General features: G+C 61.4%; 17 protein-coding genes. 14 read left to right on the top strand and 3 right to left on the bottom strand.

The window, feature by feature from the left end; translation table 11 throughout:
- The first annotated feature begins 1 nt into the window (after nt 1).
- The 14 genes from CKW11_RS16205 to CKW11_RS16270 all read left to right on the top strand — a co-directional run bounded on the left by CKW11_RS16205 (nt 2) and on the right by CKW11_RS16270 (nt 15,606).
- Nucleotides 2-1,624: a methyl-accepting chemotaxis protein gene (locus tag CKW11_RS16205; protein ID WP_095138313.1), complete on the top strand. Its 1,623-nt coding sequence runs from the start codon at nt 2-4 to the stop codon at nt 1,622-1,624.
- Nucleotides 1,624-2,142, top strand: a complete 519-nt coding sequence (locus CKW11_RS16210; protein ID WP_095138314.1) for a chemotaxis protein CheW — start codon at nt 1,624-1,626, stop codon at nt 2,140-2,142. The genes CKW11_RS16205 and CKW11_RS16210 overlap by 1 nt, the downstream gene beginning before the upstream one ends.
- A complete protein-coding gene (locus CKW11_RS16215) occupies nt 2,139-3,410 on the top strand; it encodes a protein-glutamate O-methyltransferase CheR (RefSeq protein WP_095138315.1) in 1,272 nt (423 codons plus the stop codon). Before CKW11_RS16210 ends, CKW11_RS16215 begins: the two co-directional genes overlap by 4 nt.
- Nucleotides 3,407-4,102 (top strand): chemotaxis protein CheW, encoded by a 696-nt coding sequence (locus CKW11_RS16220; RefSeq protein WP_095138316.1) that lies wholly within the window; start codon nt 3,407-3,409, stop codon nt 4,100-4,102. The genes CKW11_RS16215 and CKW11_RS16220 overlap by 4 nt, the downstream gene beginning before the upstream one ends.
- Complete coding sequence (locus tag CKW11_RS16225; RefSeq protein ID WP_095138317.1) at nt 4,099-6,390, top strand: hybrid sensor histidine kinase/response regulator; 2,292 nt, start codon at nt 4,099-4,101, stop codon at nt 6,388-6,390. The genes CKW11_RS16220 and CKW11_RS16225 overlap by 4 nt, the downstream gene beginning before the upstream one ends.
- Nucleotides 6,387-7,397, top strand: coding sequence for a chemotaxis response regulator protein-glutamate methylesterase (locus CKW11_RS16230; RefSeq protein WP_095138318.1), 1,011 nt, complete (start codon nt 6,387-6,389; stop codon nt 7,395-7,397). The genes CKW11_RS16225 and CKW11_RS16230 overlap by 4 nt, the downstream gene beginning before the upstream one ends.
- A 48-nt stretch (nt 7,398-7,445) precedes the next feature.
- Entirely contained in the window at nt 7,446-8,447 is a 1,002-nt protein-coding gene (locus CKW11_RS16235; protein WP_095138319.1) for a diguanylate cyclase domain-containing protein, read from the top strand.
- Nucleotides 8,448-8,682: 235 nt separating this feature from the next.
- A protein-coding gene (gene prfB / locus CKW11_RS16240) for a peptide chain release factor 2 (RefSeq protein ID WP_143500019.1) occupies nt 8,683-9,778 on the top strand; the annotation gives its coding sequence in 2 pieces (ribosomal slippage) (nt 8,683-8,754 and nt 8,756-9,778; 1,095 coding nt in all).
- Nucleotides 9,779-9,890: 112 nt separating this feature from the next.
- Nucleotides 9,891-11,393, top strand: coding sequence for a lysine--tRNA ligase (lysS, locus tag CKW11_RS16245; RefSeq protein ID WP_095138320.1), 1,503 nt, complete (start codon nt 9,891-9,893; stop codon nt 11,391-11,393).
- A gap of 105 nt (nt 11,394-11,498) precedes the next feature.
- On the top strand, nt 11,499-12,212 hold the full coding sequence (locus CKW11_RS16250; protein WP_095138321.1) for a TetR/AcrR family transcriptional regulator: 714 nt from the start codon (nt 11,499-11,501) through the stop codon (nt 12,210-12,212).
- 155 nt (nt 12,213-12,367) lie between these two features.
- A complete protein-coding gene (locus CKW11_RS16255; protein ID WP_095138322.1) occupies nt 12,368-12,925 on the top strand; it encodes a hypothetical protein in 558 nt (185 codons plus the stop codon).
- 24 nt (nt 12,926-12,949) lie between these two features.
- Complete coding sequence (locus tag CKW11_RS16260) at nt 12,950-14,227, top strand: flavohemoglobin expression-modulating QEGLA motif protein (protein WP_003222055.1); 1,278 nt, start codon at nt 12,950-12,952, stop codon at nt 14,225-14,227.
- 147 nt (nt 14,228-14,374) lie between these two features.
- Nucleotides 14,375-15,280, top strand: a complete 906-nt coding sequence (locus CKW11_RS16265) for an alpha/beta hydrolase (RefSeq protein ID WP_095138323.1) — start codon at nt 14,375-14,377, stop codon at nt 15,278-15,280.
- Nucleotides 15,277-15,606 carry a hypothetical protein gene (locus tag CKW11_RS16270; RefSeq protein ID WP_007964217.1) on the top strand — a complete coding sequence of 110 codons (330 nt, stop codon included), beginning with the start codon at nt 15,277-15,279 and terminating at the stop codon, nt 15,604-15,606. Before CKW11_RS16265 ends, CKW11_RS16270 begins: the two co-directional genes overlap by 4 nt.
- Nucleotides 15,607-15,778: 172 nt before the next feature.
- Here the strand turns inward: CKW11_RS16270 and CKW11_RS16275 are convergent, their stop codons facing one another.
- The 3 genes from CKW11_RS16275 to CKW11_RS16285 all read right to left on the bottom strand — a co-directional run bounded on the left by CKW11_RS16275 (nt 15,779) and on the right by CKW11_RS16285 (nt 17,739).
- Complete coding sequence (locus tag CKW11_RS16275; RefSeq protein ID WP_007964218.1) at nt 15,779-16,567, bottom strand: OmpA family protein; 789 nt, start codon at nt 16,565-16,567, stop codon at nt 15,779-15,781.
- Nucleotides 16,568-16,623: 56 nt separating this feature from the next.
- Nucleotides 16,624-17,028 carry a DUF4398 domain-containing protein gene (locus tag CKW11_RS16280; protein WP_095138324.1) on the bottom strand — a complete coding sequence of 135 codons (405 nt, stop codon included), beginning with the start codon at nt 17,026-17,028 and terminating at the stop codon, nt 16,624-16,626.
- A 366-nt stretch (nt 17,029-17,394) separates the two neighbouring features.
- Entirely contained in the window at nt 17,395-17,739 is a 345-nt protein-coding gene (locus CKW11_RS16285; RefSeq protein WP_003222064.1) for a hypothetical protein, read from the bottom strand.
- Between the last annotated feature and the right edge of the window lie 137 nt (nt 17,740-17,876).

The following is a 17,876-nucleotide window of genomic DNA, read 5'->3' on the forward strand; positions in this document are numbered from 1 at the left end:
TGTGAAGAACTGGACGTTGCGCCAACGCATTTTGGCGAGCTTTGCGGTGATTATCGCCATCATGTTGCTGATGGTGGTCGTTTCGTATTCGCGGCTGCTGAAGATCGAGGCCAGTGAAAACAGCGTGCGTGATGACGCGATTCCCGGCGTCTATTACAGCTCGATGATTCGCGGTGCGTGGGTCGACAGCTATCTGCAGACCCAGGAACTGCTCGGGCTCAAGGAAGGTCAGGGGATTTCCAGCGAGGACGCGGCAGACTACAAGGCGTTTGAGGCGCGCTTGCAGGAGCAGATGGCCAACTATCGCAAAACCATGGCCACTGACGAGGACCGTAGCGAATTCGCCGCGTTCGAGAAGTACCACGATGCCTACATCCAGATTCAGGATGCCGTGCTGGACCTGCATAAGCGCAACCTGGAAGCGGACGCGGTCAAGATGTTCACCGAGAAGCTGACCCCGGCCTGGTATTCCGGGCGCATGAAACTCAACGACATCATTGGCGAGAACAAGCGGGTCGCTGATCAGGCCATGGCCAACATCGACGAGGCGGTGGCGGCGGCCAAGGTCAGCATGTTCGTCTCGCTACTGGTGGCCGTGCTCGCAGCCGGTGCCTGCGGTCTGCTGCTGATGCGCGCGATCATGGCGCCGATGAACCGCATCGTGAAGATCCTCGAAATCATGCGTACCGGCGACCTGAGCAGCCGGCTGAATCTGGACCGCAAGGACGAGTTCGGCGCGGTGGAAACCGGCTTCAACGACATGATGACCGAGCTGACCTCGCTGGTGTCCCAGGCCCAGCGCTCCTCGGTGCAGGTGACGACTTCGGTGACCGAAATCGCCGCCACGTCCAAGCAGCAACAGGCCACCGCCACCGAAACTGCGGCCACCACCACCGAAATCGGCGCGACCTCGCGGGAGATTGCCGCGACTTCGCGGGATCTGGTGCGCACCATGACCGAAGTGTCCACCGCCGCCGATCAGGCCTCGGTGCTCGCCGGTTCCGGCCAGCAAGGGCTGGCGCGCATGGAAGACACCATGCACTCGGTGATGGGCGCGGCCGATCTGGTCAACGCCAAACTGGCGATCCTCAACGAGAAGGCCGGCAACATCAATCAGGTGGTGGTGACCATCGTCAAGGTCGCCGACCAGACCAACCTGCTGTCGCTCAACGCCGCCATCGAGGCCGAGAAGGCTGGCGAATACGGGCGCGGTTTTGCCGTGGTCGCCACCGAAGTGCGGCGTCTGGCGGATCAGACGGCCGTCGCCACTTACGACATCGAACAAATGGTCCGCGAGATCCAGTCGGCGGTGTCTGCCGGCGTGATGGGCATGGACAAGTTTTCCGAAGAAGTACGCCGGGGCATGGCCGAAGTGCAGCAGGTCGGCGAGCAGCTGTCGCAGATCATCCATCAGGTGCAGGCCCTGGCGCCGCGGGTGTTGATGGTCAACGAAGGCATGCAGGCCCAGGCCACTGGTGCCGAACAGATCAACCATGCGCTGGTGCAGTTGGGCGACGCCAGCAGCCAGACTGTCGAGTCGCTGCGTCAGGCCAGTTTCGCCATTGACGAACTGAGTCAGGTGGCCGTCGGGCTGCGCAGCGGCGTTTCGCGATTCAAAGTCTGATGAGCGAAATCACTGCCAAACGCAGCGCTGCGCCAGTGGCGAAACAGTCGTTGTTCCTGCTGTTTCGCATCGGCAGCGAGCGTTACGCCTTGCGCGCCACCGAGGTCGCGGAAGTGCTGCCGCGCCTGCCGTTGAAGCCGATTGCCCAAGCGCCGAACTGGGTTGCCGGGGTGTTTGCCTATCGCGGCACGGTGGTACCGGCGATCGACCTCAGCGCGTTGACCTTTGGTCAACCGGCCGAGGCGCGCACCAGCACCCGGCTGGTGCTGGTGCATTACCGTCCGGATGAACTGAAGCCGTCGCACTGGCTCGGGCTGATCCTTGAGCAGGCGACCGACACCTTGCGCTGCAACCCCGAGGATTTTCAGCCGTATGGTCTGGACAATCGCCAGGCACCGTACCTCGGCCCGGTGCGCGAAGATGCCCATGGGCTGGTGCAGTGGGTGCGGGTCAACGACCTGCTGGATGACGCGGTGCGCAGTCTGCTGTTCCCCGCGCCGCATGAGGCGCAGTCATGAGCAGCGATCAGCGTTTTTTCGATTTCCTCAAGGAACGCATCGGCCTGGATGTCACCTCGGTCGGGCCGGCGATCATCGAGCGCGCGGTGCGCCAACGCACCACGCTCTCGCAAGCGGCACACAGCGATGAATACTGGCAACTGCTGCAAGGTTCGCGGGACGAACAGCAGGCGCTGATCGAAGCGGTGATCGTCCCCGAAACCTGGTTTTTCCGTTATCCGGAATCCTTCGCCACCCTTGGCAAGCTGGCACGCAAGCGGCTGGACGAATTGAACAACATGCGCGCGCTGCGCATTCTCAGCCTGCCGTGTTCGACCGGTGAAGAACCCTATTCGATTGCCATGGCCTTGCTTGATGCCGGGCTCAAACCGCACCAGTTCAAGGTCGACGGCATGGATGTCAGCCCGCTGTCGGTGGACAAGGCGCGACGGGCGCTGTATGGCAAGAACTCGTTTCGGGGGCAGGATCTGGATTTCCGCGAGCGTCATTTCACGGCCGAGCAGGACGGCCATCGAGTCAGCGATGCCGTACGCGAACAGGTGCGTCTACAGGCCGGCAATGTGCTGGACCCGACGCTGCTGGCGGGTGAGCCGCCGTTCGACTTCGTGTTCTGCCGCAACCTGTTGATCTATTTCGACCAGCCGACCCAGAAGCAGGTGTTTGAAGTGCTCAAGCGTCTGACTCACGTTGATGGCGTGCTGTTCATCGGCCCGGCCGAGGGCAGTCTGCTCGGGCGTCTGGGCATGCGCTCGATCGGCATCCCGCAGTCGTTTGCCTTCAGTCGACACAATGATCCGATACCGGAACCGCTGTCGTTGCCGACCCCGACGCCATTGCCCGTGCGCCAACCGTTGCGCAGCGCGCCGCCGCCAACGGTGCGCCCGCGTCCGTTTGCCAGCATTGCACCGTTGCCCGTGACCAGCAAAAGTGCCAACCCGGACGCGGCGACCTTGCTCGCCAACATCGCTGCGCTGGCCAACGAAGGCAAAAGCGCCGAGGCCCGAGCGGCATGCGAGCAGTATTTGCGCAGTCACGAACCCGTGGCACAGGTGTTCTACTGGCTCGGCCTGCTCAGTGACGTGGCCGGCGCCGCGCTCGAAGCCCAGAGTCATTACCGCAAGGCCTTGTACCTTGAACCGCAACACCCCGAAGCGTTGATGCATCTGGCCGCCTTGCTGCAGGCACAGGGCGACAACGCCGGTGCCAGACGATTGCAGGAACGCGCCGCCCGCAGCGGCCGCACCGCCGACAGTGAGCGTAAACGATGATCCCGTCCGACACCTTGAACGTCACCCACGAAGACGCCCGGGCCATCGATGATTGCTGGAACCGTATCGGTATTCATGGCGACAAGTCCTGCCCGTTGCTGGCCGAGCATATTCATTGCCGCAACTGCGCGGTGTATTCCGCCGCCGCCACGCGCCTGCTGGACCGTTATGCATTGCAGCAGGACGAACACGATCCGGTCGCCGTGGCGGTCGAAACCGATGTGAAAACCCGTTCGCTGCTGATGTTCCGCCTCGGTGAGGAATGGCTGGGGCTGGCCACCCGCAGCCTGGTGGAGGTAGCGCCGCTGCAGGCGATTCACTCGTTGCCGCACCAGCGTTCGCGGGCCTTGCTCGGCGTGGCGAACGTGCGCGGGGCGTTGGTCGCGTGCCTGTCGCTGGTCGAGTTGCTCGACCTTGATGGCAACGCCGCACCGGCCACTGGCGCGCGGATCATGCCGCGCATGCTGATCATCGCGGCCCACGGCGGACCGGTGGTGGTGCCGGTGGACGAGGTCGACGGCATCCACGCCATTGACGAACGTATTCTCGACGCTGCCTCGCGTGCCGGCGCTGAACACCACAGCACGTCCAGCGCCAAATACACCCGTGGCGTCCTGCAATTCCGGGGTCGCAGCCTGCGTTGGCTGGATGAAGAACAGCTGCTGTCCGCCGTGACCCGGAGCCTCACATGACCCCCGAGCAAATGCGCGACGCCTCGCTGCTGGAGCTGTTTAGCCTGGAAGCCGAAGCCCAGACCCAGGTGCTCAGCAGCGGACTGCTGGCGCTGGAGCGCAACCCGACTCAGGCCGACTATCTGGAGTCGTGCATGCGCGCGGCGCACTCGCTCAAGGGTGCGGCGCGGATCGTTGGCATCGACAGCGGTGTCAGCGTCGCCCATGTGATGGAAGATTGCCTGGTCAGCGCCCAGGAAGGGCGGCTGTTGCTGCGTCCCGAGCACATCGATGCGTTGTTGCAGGGCACCGATCTGTTGATGCGTATCGCCACGCCGGCCAATGCTCCGCAAGCGCCGGACATCGAAGCGTATGTGGCGTTGATGGGACTCCTGCTCGACCCTTCGGCAGCGCCCACAGTGGCGCCACCGCCGATGGCCGAGTTGCAGATGCAGGCGCCGCCTGCGCCAGCACCGATTGAAACCCCGGCGCCAGTGATCGAGACACCGCTGGAAGCCTCCGATCCGGCACCGCCCAAGAACAAGCGCACCACCGAAGGTGGCGAACGGGTGCTGCGGGTCACCGCCGAACGCCTGAACAGCCTGCTCGACCTGTCGAGTAAATCGCTGGTCGAAACCCAGCGCCTCAAGCCGCATCTGGCGACCATGCAGCGTCTCAAGCGCATGCAGAACAACGGCCTGCGGGCGCTGGAAAGCCTCAATGTGCACCTCAAGGAGCACGCGCTGAGCCTTGAGGCACAGGAAGCGCTTGAAGATGCGCGGCGCTTGCTGGCCGAGTCCCAGCAATTGCTCGCGGAAAAGAACGCCGAACTCGACGAGTTCGCCTGGCAAGCCAGCCAGCGCGCGCAAGTGCTCTACGACACCGCGCTGGCCTGCCGCATGCGCCCGTTTGCCGACGTGCTCACCGGTCAGGTGCGCATGGTTCGAGACCTGGGACGCAGCCTGGGCAAACAGGTAAGGCTGGAGATCGAAGGCGAGAAGACCCAGGTCGATCGCGACGTATTGGAAAAACTCGAAGCGCCGTTGACTCATCTGCTGCGCAACGCCGTCGATCACGGCATCGAAACCCCGGAACAACGCCTGCTCAAAGGCAAATCCGCAGAAGGCCTGATTCGCCTGCGGGCCTCGCATCAGGCGGGTTTGCTGGTGCTGGAACTGAGCGATGACGGCAATGGCGTCGATCTGGAAAAGGTCCGCCGCAGCATCGTCGAACGCCAATTGTCACCGGCAGAAACTGCCGCGCAGTTGAGCGAAGAGGAACTGCTGACGTTCCTGTTCCTGCCGGGCTTCAGCTTGCGCGACACGGTGACCGAAGTGTCCGGGCGTGGCGTTGGTCTCGATGCGGTGCAGCACATGGTGCGGCAACTGCGCGGCGCGGTGGTGCTGGAGCAGACGGCGGGCGAGGGCAGCCGCTTTCATCTGGAAGTGCCGCTGACCCTGTCGGTGGTGCGCAGTCTGGTGGTCGAAGTCGGCGAGGAGGCTTATGCGTTTCCGCTGGCGCATATCGAGCGCATGTGTGATCTGGAGCCACAGGACATCGTACAGATCGAGGGCCGTCAGCATTTCTGGCATGAAGGCCGACACGTCGGGCTGGTCGCGGCCAGTCAGTTGCTGAATCGTCCGGCCAGTCAGAGCAGCGGCGAAACCCTCAAGGTCGTGGTGATCCGCGAGCGTGACGCGATCTACGGGGTGGCGGTCGAGCGTTTTGTCGGCGAGCGCACGCTGGTGGTGCTGCCGCTGGATGAGCGGCTGGGCAAGGTTCAGGATATTTCCGCCGGGGCGCTGCTCGACGACGGTTCGGTGGTGCTGATCGTCGATGTCGAAGACATGCTGCGTTCGGTGGACAAACTGCTCAATACCGGGCGTCTGGAACGCATTGCCCGTCATGGCAATCAGGCCGCCGAAGTGGCGCGCAAACGGATTCTGGTGGTCGATGACTCGCTGACCGTGCGCGAGTTGCAACGCAAGCTGCTGCTCAATCGCGGCTACGACGTGGCGGTGGCAGTGGACGGCATGGACGGCTGGAACGCGCTGCGTTCGGAGGACTTCGATTTACTGATCACCGACATCGACATGCCGCGTATGGACGGCATCGAACTGGTCACCCTGTTGCGCCGTGACAACCGCCTGCAATCGCTGCCGGTGATGGTGGTCTCGTACAAGGATCGTGAAGAGGACCGGCGTCGTGGACTGGACGCTGGCGCCGACTATTATTTAGCCAAGGCCAGTTTTCATGACGACGCCCTGCTTGATGCAGTGGTTGAGCTCATTGGAGGAGCGCGGGCATGAAAATCGCAATCGTCAACGACATGCCCCTGGCGGTGGAGGCTTTGCGCCGTGCGCTGGCCTTCGAGCCGGCGCATCAGGTGGTCTGGGTCGCCAACAACGGCGCCGAGGCCGTGCGTCTGTGCGCCGAAAACACCCCGGATCTGATCCTGATGGATCTGATCATGCCGGTGATGGACGGCGTCGAGGCCACGCGACGGATCATGGCCGAGAGCCCTTGTGCGATCGTGATTGTCACGGTCGACCGCCAGCAGAACGTGCACCGGGTCTTCGAAGCCATGGGCCACGGCGCGCTGGACGTGGTCGATACCCCGGCCATTGGTGCAGGGAACGCGCAGGAAGCGGCGGCGCCGTTGCTGCGCAAGATCCTCAACATCGGCTGGCTGATCGGCGAGAAAACCCCGCGCTCGCGCCCGGTGCCGACGCCCCACCGCAGTTCGGCGTCGTGCAAGCGCCTGGTGGCGATCGGTTCGTCTGCCGGCGGGCCGGCAGCGCTGGAAGTGCTGCTCAAGGGCCTGCCGCGCAATTTCTCGGCCGCCATCGTGCTGGTGCAGCACGTGGATCAGGTGTTTGCCGCGGGCATGGCCGAATGGCTGGCCAGCGCCAGCGGTCTCGACGTACGTCTGGCCCGCGAAGGCGAGCCACCGCAGGCCGGCGCGGTGCTGCTGGCCGGCACCAACCACCATATTCGCTTATTGAAAAACGGCACGCTGGCCTATACCGCCGAGCCGGTCAACGAGATCTACCGGCCTTCGATCGACGTGTTTTTCGAAAGTGTCGCCAGTTACTGGAACGGCGATGCCATCGGGGTTTTGTTGACCGGGATGGGACGCGACGGGGCGCAAGGGCTTAAGCTCATGCGCCAGCAGGGTTATCTGACCATCGCGCAGGACCAGCACAGCAGTGCGGTGTACGGCATGCCCAAGGCCGCAGCGGCCATTGATGCTGCCGTCGAAATCCGTCCACTGGAAAAGATCGCGCCACGGTTGCTGGAGGTATTTCCCAAATGAACAGGCTATTCCGCAATCCTGGCCCCCGCAGTACTCAGGTGACCGCCCATGAATGATTTACAGATCGACGACATTAAAACCGACGAAAACGCCGCCATGGTGTTGTTGGTGGACGATCAGGCGATGATCGGCGAAGCCGTGCGCCGTGGGCTGTCGAACGAAGAGAACATCGACTTCCACTTCTGCTCCGACCCGCACCAGGCCATCGCCCAGGCGGTACGGATCAAACCGACGGTGATCCTGCAGGATCTGGTGATGCCCGGCCTCGATGGCCTGAGCCTGGTACGCGAATACCGCAATCACCCGGCGACCAAGGACATCCCGATCATCGTGCTGTCGACCAAGGAAGACCCGCTGATCAAGAGCGCGGCATTTTCCGCCGGGGCCAACGATTATCTGGTGAAACTGCCAGACACCATCGAACTGGTGGCGCGGATTCGCTACCACTCGCGTTCCTACATGACCCTGCTGCAGCGTGATGCGGCGTACCGTGCGCTGCGCGTCAGCCAGCAGCAGTTGCTCGACACCAACCTGGTGCTGCAACGCCTGATGAACTCCGACGGCCTGACCGGGCTGTCCAACCGCCGGCACTTCGACGAGTACCTGGAGCTGGAGTGGCGCCGCTCGCTGCGCGACCAGAGCCAGTTGTCATTGCTGATGATTGATGTCGATTACTTCAAGTCCTACAACGACAGCTTTGGCCATGTCGAGGGCGACGAGGCGCTGCGCAAGGTCGCCACGGCGATCCGCGACGCCAGCGCCCGGCCGTCGGACTTGCCGGCACGTTACGGCGGTGAAGAGTTCGCGCTGGTGCTGCCGAACACCTCGCCGGGCGGCGCGCGGCTGGTGGCGGAGAAACTGCGCCAGACCGTGGCGGCGCTGAAAATTCCGCACAACACCCCGAGCGACGGGGCGAGCCTGACCATCAGCATCGGCCTGGCGACCATGGTGCCGCAGGCGGGCAGTGATTGCCGGCTGCTGATTTCGGCGGCGGATCGTGGCCTGTACCTGGCCAAGAATAACGGCCGTAACCAGGTCGGCATCGAATAACCCCCGGGCACCGCAAATCACTGTGGGAGCGAGCTTGCTCGCGAAAGCGGCCGGACAGTCGACATTGATGTTGCCTGACACGCCGCCTTCGCGAGCAAGCTCGCTCCCACATTGAAAAGTGCGCCGAGCCAATGTCAATCGATTCGGCGTAACAGCCGCCAGACGGGCTGCCGTGACAGCCTGATTACGTTATACTCGCCGGCTTTCAAAAGTTCGCCAACGAGTGCTGCCCGTCATGGAAATCAACCCGATCCTGAACACCATCAAGGACCTGTCCGAGCGCTCCGAAACTATTCGGGGGTATCTTTGACTACGATCAAAAGCATGAGCGTCTGATCGAAGTCAATCGCGAGCTTGAAGATCCTGCAGTCTGGAACAAACCTGAATACGCCCAGGAACTGGGCCGCGAGCGAGCATCGCTGGCGCAGATCGTCGACACCCTCGACGAACTGAACGCTGGTCTGGCCGATTGCCGCGACCTGCTGGACATGGCCGTCGAAGAAAACGACGAAGGCGCGGTGGGCGATGTCGTCGCCGAGCTGGCCCGTCTCGAGGAAAACCTCGCCAAGCTTGAATTCCGCCGCATGTTCAGCCACGAGATGGACCCGAACAACGCCTACCTGGACATCCAGGCCGGCTCCGGCGGCACCGAGGCCCAGGACTGGGCCAACATCCTGCTGCGCATGTACCTGCGCTGGGCGGACAAACGCGGTTTCGACGCGACCATCATGGAACTGTCGGCCGGTGAAGTCGCCGGTATCAAAGGTGCGACCGTGCACATCAAGGGCGAATACGCCTTTGGCTGGCTGCGTACCGAGATCGGCGTGCACCGTCTGGTGCGCAAGAGCCCGTTCGACTCCGGTAACCGTCGCCACACCTCGTTCTCTGCGGTTTTCGTCTCGCCAGAGATCGACGACAAGGTCGAAATCGAAATCAACCCGGCAGACCTACGGATCGACACCTATCGTTCCTCCGGTGCCGGTGGTCAGCACGTAAACACCACCGACTCGGCCGTACGTATCACCCACGTACCGACCAACACCGTGGTCAGCTGCCAGAACGAGCGTTCCCAGCACGCCAACAAGGACACCGCCATGAAAATGCTGCGGGCCAAGTTGTACGAGCAGGAAATGCAGAAGCGCAACGCCGCTTCCCAGGCGCTGGAAGACACCAAGTCGGACATCGGCTGGGGTCACCAGATCCGTTCGTACGTGCTCGACGCGTCGCGGATCAAGGACCTGCGTACCAACATCGAACGCAGCGACTGCGACAAGGTGCTCGACGGCGACATCGACGAATACCTGGAAGCCAGCCTGAAATCGGGGCTGTAAAAGACGCACACAGGATCGCTGATGCAACGCGATCCCTGTAGGAGCCAGCCCTGCTGGCGATTCCCGGGCCGTCAGGCCCGGGGGCAACGAACCTGATGGAATATCTGAAGACATGAGCGACCAACAACTCGACCCGCAAGCCCTGCAACAGGAAGAAAACTCCCTGATCGCCCTGCGCAAGGAAAAGCTGGCTGCCGAGCGCGCCAAGGGCAACGCCTTCCCGAACGACTTCCGCCGCGAAAACTACTGCGAAGATCTGCAGAAGAAGTACGCGGACAAGACCAAGGAAGAGCTGGCCGAGGCTGCAATTCCGGTCAAGGTAGCCGGTCGCATCATGCTCAACCGTGGCTCGTTCATGGTGATCCAGGACATGACCGGTCGCATCCAGGTCTACGTCAACCGTAAAACCCTGTCCGAAGACACCCTGGCCGCCGTCAAGACCTGGGACATGGGCGACATCATTGCCGCCGAAGGCACCCTGGCGCGTTCCGGCAAGGGCGACCTGTACGTCGAAATGACCAACGTGCGCCTGCTGACCAAGTCGCTGCGCCCGCTGCCGGACAAGCACCACGGCCTGACCGACACCGAACAGCGCTACCGTCAGCGTTACGTTGACCTGATCGTCAACGAAGACGTGCGTCAGACCTTCCGCGTGCGTTCGCAAGTGATCGCGCACATCCGCAGCTTCCTGATGAAGCGCGACTTCCTCGAAGTCGAAACGCCGATGCTGCAGACCATTCCTGGCGGCGCTGCGGCCAAGCCGTTCGAAACCCACCACAACGCGCTGGACATGGAAATGTTCCTGCGTATCGCGCCTGAGCTGTACCTCAAGCGTCTGGTGGTTGGCGGTTTCGAGAAAGTGTTCGAGATCAACCGCAACTTCCGTAACGAAGGCGTTTCGACCCGTCACAACCCTGAATTCACCATGTTGGAGTTCTACCAGGCTTACGCCGACTACGAAGACAACATGGACCTGACCGAAGAACTGTTCCGTGAACTGGCGCAGCTGGTTCTGGGCAGCACCGACGTGCCATACGGCGACAAGGTGTTCCATTTCGGCGAGCCGTTCGTGCGCCTGTCGGTGTTCGATTCGATCCTCAAGTACAACCCTGAGCTGACCGCCGATGATCTGAACGACATCGACAAGGCCCGCGCCATCGCCAAGAAGGCCGGCGCCAAGGTGCTGGGCTTCGAAGGTCTGGGCAAGCTGCAGGTGATGATTTTCGAAGAACTGGTCGAGCACAAGCTGGAACAGCCGCACTTCATCACTCAGTACCCGTTCGAAGTGTCGCCGCTGGCCCGTCGTAATGACGAGAATCCGAACGTCACTGACCGTTTCGAGCTGTTCATCGGTGGCCGTGAAATCGCCAACGCCTACTCCGAGTTGAACGACGCGGAAGACCAGGCCGAGCGCTTCATGGCGCAGGTGGCCGACAAGGACGCCGGCGACGACGAAGCCATGCACTACGACGCCGACTTCGTTCGCGCGCTGGAGTACGGCATGCCGCCAACGGCCGGTGAAGGCATCGGCATCGACCGTCTGGTGATGTTGCTGACCAACTCGCCGTCGATCCGCGATGTGATCCTGTTCCCGCACATGCGACCGCAAGCGTAAACGTTTCAGTTAAAAAGCCGCCTAAAACAGGCGGCTTTTTATTGCCTGTCTGGTACAAATGTATCAATTGGTTAATTTTGCAATAGCAGAGGAAGTCCAGTCGTGATGGTTGCAATCGCTCAAGAAGGTGCAGCGGGTATCGCCACTGCGGTCGCTGAAAGTGTTCAGTACCAGGGCCGCAAGGCCAGCCGACAGGGCAGTGAGCAGCGTCGACAGGACATTCTCGACGCGGCGATGCGCATTGTCGTGCGTGACGGCGTGCGCGCCGTGCGCCACCGGGCCGTGGCGGCCGAGGCCGGCGTGCCACTGTCGGCCACTACTTATTACTTCAAGGATATCGATGACCTGCTCACCGATACCTTCGCCCAATACGTCGAGCGCAGCGCGGCCTACATGGCCAAGCTGTGGATCAACAACGAAGGCCTGCTGCGCGAGATGGTCGTCAGTGGCGACGGCAGCCCCGAGTCGCGCTCGCAACTGGCGGACGACATCGCGCGGCTGATGGCTGACTATGTGCACCGGCAACTGGTCAATCGCCGCGAACACCTGATGGCCGAGCAGGCGTTCCGCCAGGAAGCGCTGCTCAACCCGCGTCTGGCGGATCTGGTGCGCTCGCATCAGCAGATTCTGCTGCAGGGCACCTGCCAGTTGTTTCAGGTATTGGGCTCGCGTGAACCGCAGCAGGATGCCAAGGTGTTGACGGCGATTATCGGACGGATGGAATATCAGGGCCTGCTCAACGACGCCGAGCCATTGGCCGAAGAGGACATGCTCGGGATTCTGACGCGGTATATGCATCTGGTCCTGGCCTCGGTCTGACAGCTGATCAGGTCCCCTGTGGGAGCGGGCTTGCTCGCGAATGCGGTATCACATTCAACGCTTCAGTTGACTGACCCACCGCCTTCGCGAGCAAGCTCGCTCCCACAGGGGGAATGTGGCGGTGTTCAGGGCTATGTGTTCATAGGGAGTATTGAATGAAAGCCTGGCGTGGCGTGCTGATCGCCTTGTCGTTCCTGCTGCTTAGCGGTTGTCTGGTGACTTTCAAGGATCCGCTGCCTGCCAGTGAGCCGGCGCCCAAGGGCCTGCTGGGCACGTGGGCGAGCACCAATGCCTGGGGCGAGCCGATGAACCTGGAGCTGACCCGCATCGGCACCAATCGCTATCAGGCCGTTACCTGGTTCAAGGCCCGACCCCACGAGCGCGAGGCGCACCCGTTCACTGTGTCGCGCCATGGCAGCCGCTGGTACCTGTCGGCGAAAGTGCCGGCGCGTTACGGGGGGCAATACACCATTGCCGGGTTCGAACTCACCGACAAAAACGAGCTGGTGGTGTACAACCTCGACCTCGAACAGATCAATCAGGCGATCAAACAGCAAACCCTCGACGGCAAGGCTTTCCAGACCGAGGACGACGGTGACGGCGTGCAGGTCGACAGTCGCCTCGACAAGGTCTTTGCTTACCTCGACGATCCGGCCAATTCCGATGTATTCGTCGAGGCCGCGCGCTATCAGCGCCAGGCCCGCGCCAAATAATTCAGTTTTCTACAGGAGTTTCGGGTGGACGATTACCAGCAGACGATACGCACGCTGTCCGATCGCATTGTGCTGGCACAGACGCCGATTCGCGTGCTCGATGCGGTGAAGTGGGACGAGAACATCCGCAAGGGCTTTCTCAAAGCCAAGGGCAAGGAAATGCCGGCGGTGGATCGTGATTACTACCTCAATCGGCCGCTATCTTTCGATTCGAGCAAGGTCAAACTGGAATTCCAGAACATCGAGCGCGACATCACCCGCCAGCTCGGCCAGTTCAACCCGGTCGGGCAGATCATGCGGCGCATGTGCAAGGAATACCGCATGGTGGTGCGCATGCTCGAAGCGCGCGGCACCGAGGATTTCGGCCTGATTTCGCAAGAGCTGTACGGCGCCGCCTCCGATGCGTTCCACGCTGGTGACCCGACCCTGGCCGACCTTGGCCTGATGATGTCCGACTACCTGAACAACATCGATGGCCGTGGCGACCTCAAGGACGAGCCGAAGATCCTCACCGCCAAGGATGCCGTGCACCTGCTGCAAACCCGGTTGAACAAGGTGTTTGGCGAGGCCGAGGAAACCATCCGCGTGTTCGAGTCCGACGGCATCGTCGCTGACGCCGCGGCGGGCGCCGATTACATCAAGATCCGCACCGACGCGCTGTTCAACGACCGCGATGTGCGCGCACTGGAAGTCCACGAAGGTCTGGTGCACGTCGGCACCACGCTCAATGGCTTGAACCAGCCGATCTGCACCTTCCTGTCCAAAGGCCCACCGTCGTCGACGGTGACCCAGGAAGGCCTGGCGATCCTGATGGAAATCATCACCTTCGCCTCCTACCCAAGCCGTCTGCGCAAACTGACCAACCGCACCCGCGCCATTCACATGGTCGAGGAGGGCGCGGACTTTTTGCAGGTGTTCGAGTTCTTCCGTGAGCAGGGCTTTGAAATGGCCGAAAGCTACGGCAACGCCAGCCGGGTGTTCCGTGGCTCGACCCCGACCGGTCTGCCATTCACCAAAGACTTGTCCTATCTCAAGGGCTTTATCATGGTTTACAACTACATTCAGTTGGCCGTGCGTAAAGGCAAACTTGAGCAGGTGCCGCTGCTGTTCTGCGGCAAGACTACGCTGGAAGACATGCGTACCCTGCGTCAGTTGGTCGATGAAGGTCTGGTGGTGCCGCCGAAATATCTGCCGGAACAGTTCCGCGACATGAACGCGCTGTCGGCGTGGATGTGCTTCTCCAACTTCCTCAATCACTTGAGCCTGGACCGGATCGAGGCGGATTACTCGAATATCCTCTAGGCGATGAGTTACCCCTGTGGGAGCGAGCTTGCTCGCGAAAGCGGTCTGCAATTCAGCCTGAATGTCGACTGATACTCCGCCTTCGCGAGCAAGCTCGCTCCCACAGGGTCATGTGTTTTGCTAATTTCGTTCGCGAGGTTTCACCGGATGAGAATCCTCGGCATCCTTTGCCTGCTCCTGACCCTCAGCGGTTGCAGTTCGCTGCTGTTTTACCCCGAACCGGGCCAGATCTTTACCCCGGAAAAAGCCAAGCTCGAATACCGCACCGTCACACTGGTTACGGCCGATGGCCTCAAGCTCAATGCCTGGTGGCTGCCGGCCAAACCCGGGGTCGAGGTCAAAGGCACAGTGCTGCACCTGCACGGCAACGGCGGCAATCTGCCGATGCACCTCGGCGGCAGCTGGTGGTTGCCGAAAAACGGCTATCAGGTGCTGTTGGTGGACTATCGCGGGTACGGCTTGTCCGAGGGCGAACCGAGCCTGCCGGCGATCTATCAGGACATCGACGCCGCGTTCGCCTGGCTCGACAAGGCGCCAGAGGTCAAAGGCAAACCGCTGATCCTCCTCGGTCAGAGCCTCGGCGGCTCGATGGCCGTGCATTGGCTGGTGCAGCACCCCGAGCGGCAGAAACAGCTAAAGGCCTTGGTGCTCGACGGTGTGCCCGCCAGCTATCGCAGCGTCGGCCAGTACGCCCTCAGCACCTCGTGGCTGACCTGGCCGTTGCAGGTGCCGCTGTCGTGGCTGGTGCCGGACGGCGACAGCGCGATCAACTCGATGCCGCAGCTCAACGGGGTGCCGAAACTGATCTTTCACAGCATCGATGACCCGCTGGTGCCAATGGCCAACGCCATCCGCCTGTATCAGGCTGCACCGCCACCGCGCGTGCTGCAGCTGACCCGCGGCGGTCACGTGCAGACCTTCGGCGACCCGGTCTGGCGCCAGGTAATGCTGCGCTATCTGGAAGATCCCGAACACTTCAACGGCCTGCGCCGCCTCGGCGAGAGCCCGAATTATCCGCAACCTCCGAATTCTGAAGATGAGAGTCCGCAATGACTGAAGAACGTAACGCCATCCCGCTGATCATCACCGGTATCTGCAGCATCCTCGGCACGGTCGGGGCGCTGTGGTACTACGGCTACCTGCACTTCGCCAAACCCGAGGATGCGCTGCTGCTCAACGAATTCACCATGCTCAAGACCGTGCCGGGCGAAGACTACAAAGTCTCGCTGGACCCGGCGCCGCAAGTGGCGCAGTGCATCGACGGCGTGCTGGTGCTGTTCGACACCGAACAGAAAGGCCTGACCGGGGTGCTGATCAATGCACAGAAAAAAGCCGTGCGCTGCATGGGCCAGGAAACCCCGCAGAAACTCGAACCATAACCCGACCCATTGTAGGAGTGAGCCTGCTCGCGATAGCTGTCTGACATTCAATATATATGTTGGCTGACACACCGCTATCGTGAGCAGGCTCACTCCTACAGGGTTTTGTGTTCGTGTATGAAAAAGCCCCGCCTGATCACTCAGGCGGGGCTTTTGCGTTAACGCGTGTTGCTTAGTTCGAGCTGACCGCCGAACGTGGCATCACTGGCTGGTTGTCGTTGGAAATGGTCACTTCCACACGACGGTTCATTGCACGACCGGAAACGCTGCTGTTATCGGCAACCGGGTATTCCTTGCCATAACCCTGAACCACGATGCGCGAAGGATCTACGCCCATCTTGATCAGTGCGACTTGTACCGAGGTGGCACGACGCTCGGACAGCGACTGGTTGTACGAAGCCGCGCCGGTGCTGTCGGTGTAACCCTCGACGATCACTTTGCGATCAGGGTTTTCCTGAAGGAATTGCGCCAGTTTGTTGATGTTCACCAGACCGCTGGATTTCAGGTCAGCCTTGTTGGTGGCGAACAGTACGTCACCGAAGGTCACCAGGGTGCCGCGATCGGTCTGCTTGGCGTTCAGGCTCTGCTGCAGTTGTTTGATCTGCTGATCACGAGCGTCCAGACGCGCCTGGGCACGTTGCGCGGCAGCGTTCTTCAGGTTGTTCTCAGCGGTGCGCAGGGCGATGGTCTGCTTGGCCACTTCCACGCGCTGGTTGGTCAGGTAGGCCAGTTGGTCAACCTTGGCCGCGTCTTGCTTGTCCAGATAAGCCTTGTCGGCCTTGTCCAGGTAATCGCTGGCGTCCTTGGTTTCCAGGGCAGCGACTTTGCTCGCCTGTGGGTTGGCCTGCAGGCCGGCGTAGTTGGTGCGCGCCTGTTCCAGGTTCGGGTTAGGCGGGGTGGAGCAGGCAGCCAGGGCAACGCTTGCGGCCAGAAGAGCGGGGATCATCAGTTGCTTACGCATAATTTGTCGTCCTTTCTATCGATAAAAGTTTCAGCTTTGCGATTCGGGATGCGCGCTTACTGCACGGTGCGCTGACTTTCCTGACGCAGTTCCTGAACACCTTTCTGGGAATCCTTCACAGCCTGTTCGGCCTTGGCAGCCTGAGCCTTGCGTTCTGCTACGCGAGCGTCCCATTCGGCTTGCTCAGCGAGGGTACGAGCCTCTTCATACTTCTTGTCGTGCATGGCGATTTCGGCTTGCTTGAGCTTGTCCTGAGCCTGCTTCATTTCCACTGCAGCGAACTCGGTACCACCGGCGCTGACGGCGCTGTTGACGGCCGATTGAGTCACAGCGTACTGCTCGGTCGGCGGGTTACCGGCGCAACCGGCCAGAACGAAGCTGGAACCGATAGCCAGAGCAGCCAGTTTCAGACCGCGCAGGTGGGAGAACGAGGTTTGGGTCTTCATGGTCTTCAACTCCATTGTTTAACTCCTGATAAAACCGAAAATCCATCCTGGTCGAGGAGCCGCAAGCGTCATGTGAAAGCGCGTTTTTGAAACGCTCGTTCCAGGCGTGGTTACAGCTTCCGACCGGAGGCGTTTTTCAAAAGTTCAGAAAAGATGGCCTATCGCCAAAATTTTTTTTGACCGAACCGACAAGGCTCTGAGTCGGGAACTTTGGAGGCGGGGAGAGGTACGCGCAGGGGAAAACAGGCAATTTTCCAGATGAAAACACGACCCCTGTAGGAGTGAGCCTGCTCGCGATAGCGGTGTGTCAGTCAGCATCAATAGCTACTGACACACCGCTATCGCGAGCAGGCTCACTCCTACAGTTTGATCTTTGTTGTGTCAGTGCTTTTGCTTGCCGGCAGCGGCGGACAAATCCTGCAAATGCCGGCGCGACAGTGCCAGAAACCTCGGCGTCGGCCCGACATCTTCGTACAGCGGATCACCTTCCTCATCGGTGGCCACCACCGTCGAACCTTTCACATACGGCAGGCTCGCTTCGAACTCTTCGAGCGCGGCGCCAATCAGTTCGCCGAGCAGTTCTTCCGGGTGGCGTTTGGGGTACATCTCGGCAATCGCCGCCAGTCGCGCAGCGGCCTCGACGTCCAGATGAATCGTGTAGCCGGTGTCGGTCAGGCGACCCTTGGCGTTTTCTTCCCAATGCTGGGCGAGTTCACGAATTTTCATGATGACCTCATTTCGCGCCTGCTCGTGGCAGGCCTGGGTGAGTGTCCGGCGGGGCCGGCGGCAAGCCGTTGTGCGGCTTGCTATTGAGACTAGCTCCAAGCCCCAAGGTTTAAAGTCCCTTCGTCGTCTGCTTGTAA

Origin of the sequence: Pseudomonas sp. Irchel s3a10 (assembly GCF_900187525.1) — a bacterium.
GTDB classification, from domain to species: Bacteria; Pseudomonadota; Gammaproteobacteria; order Pseudomonadales; family Pseudomonadaceae; genus Aquipseudomonas; species Aquipseudomonas koreensis_G.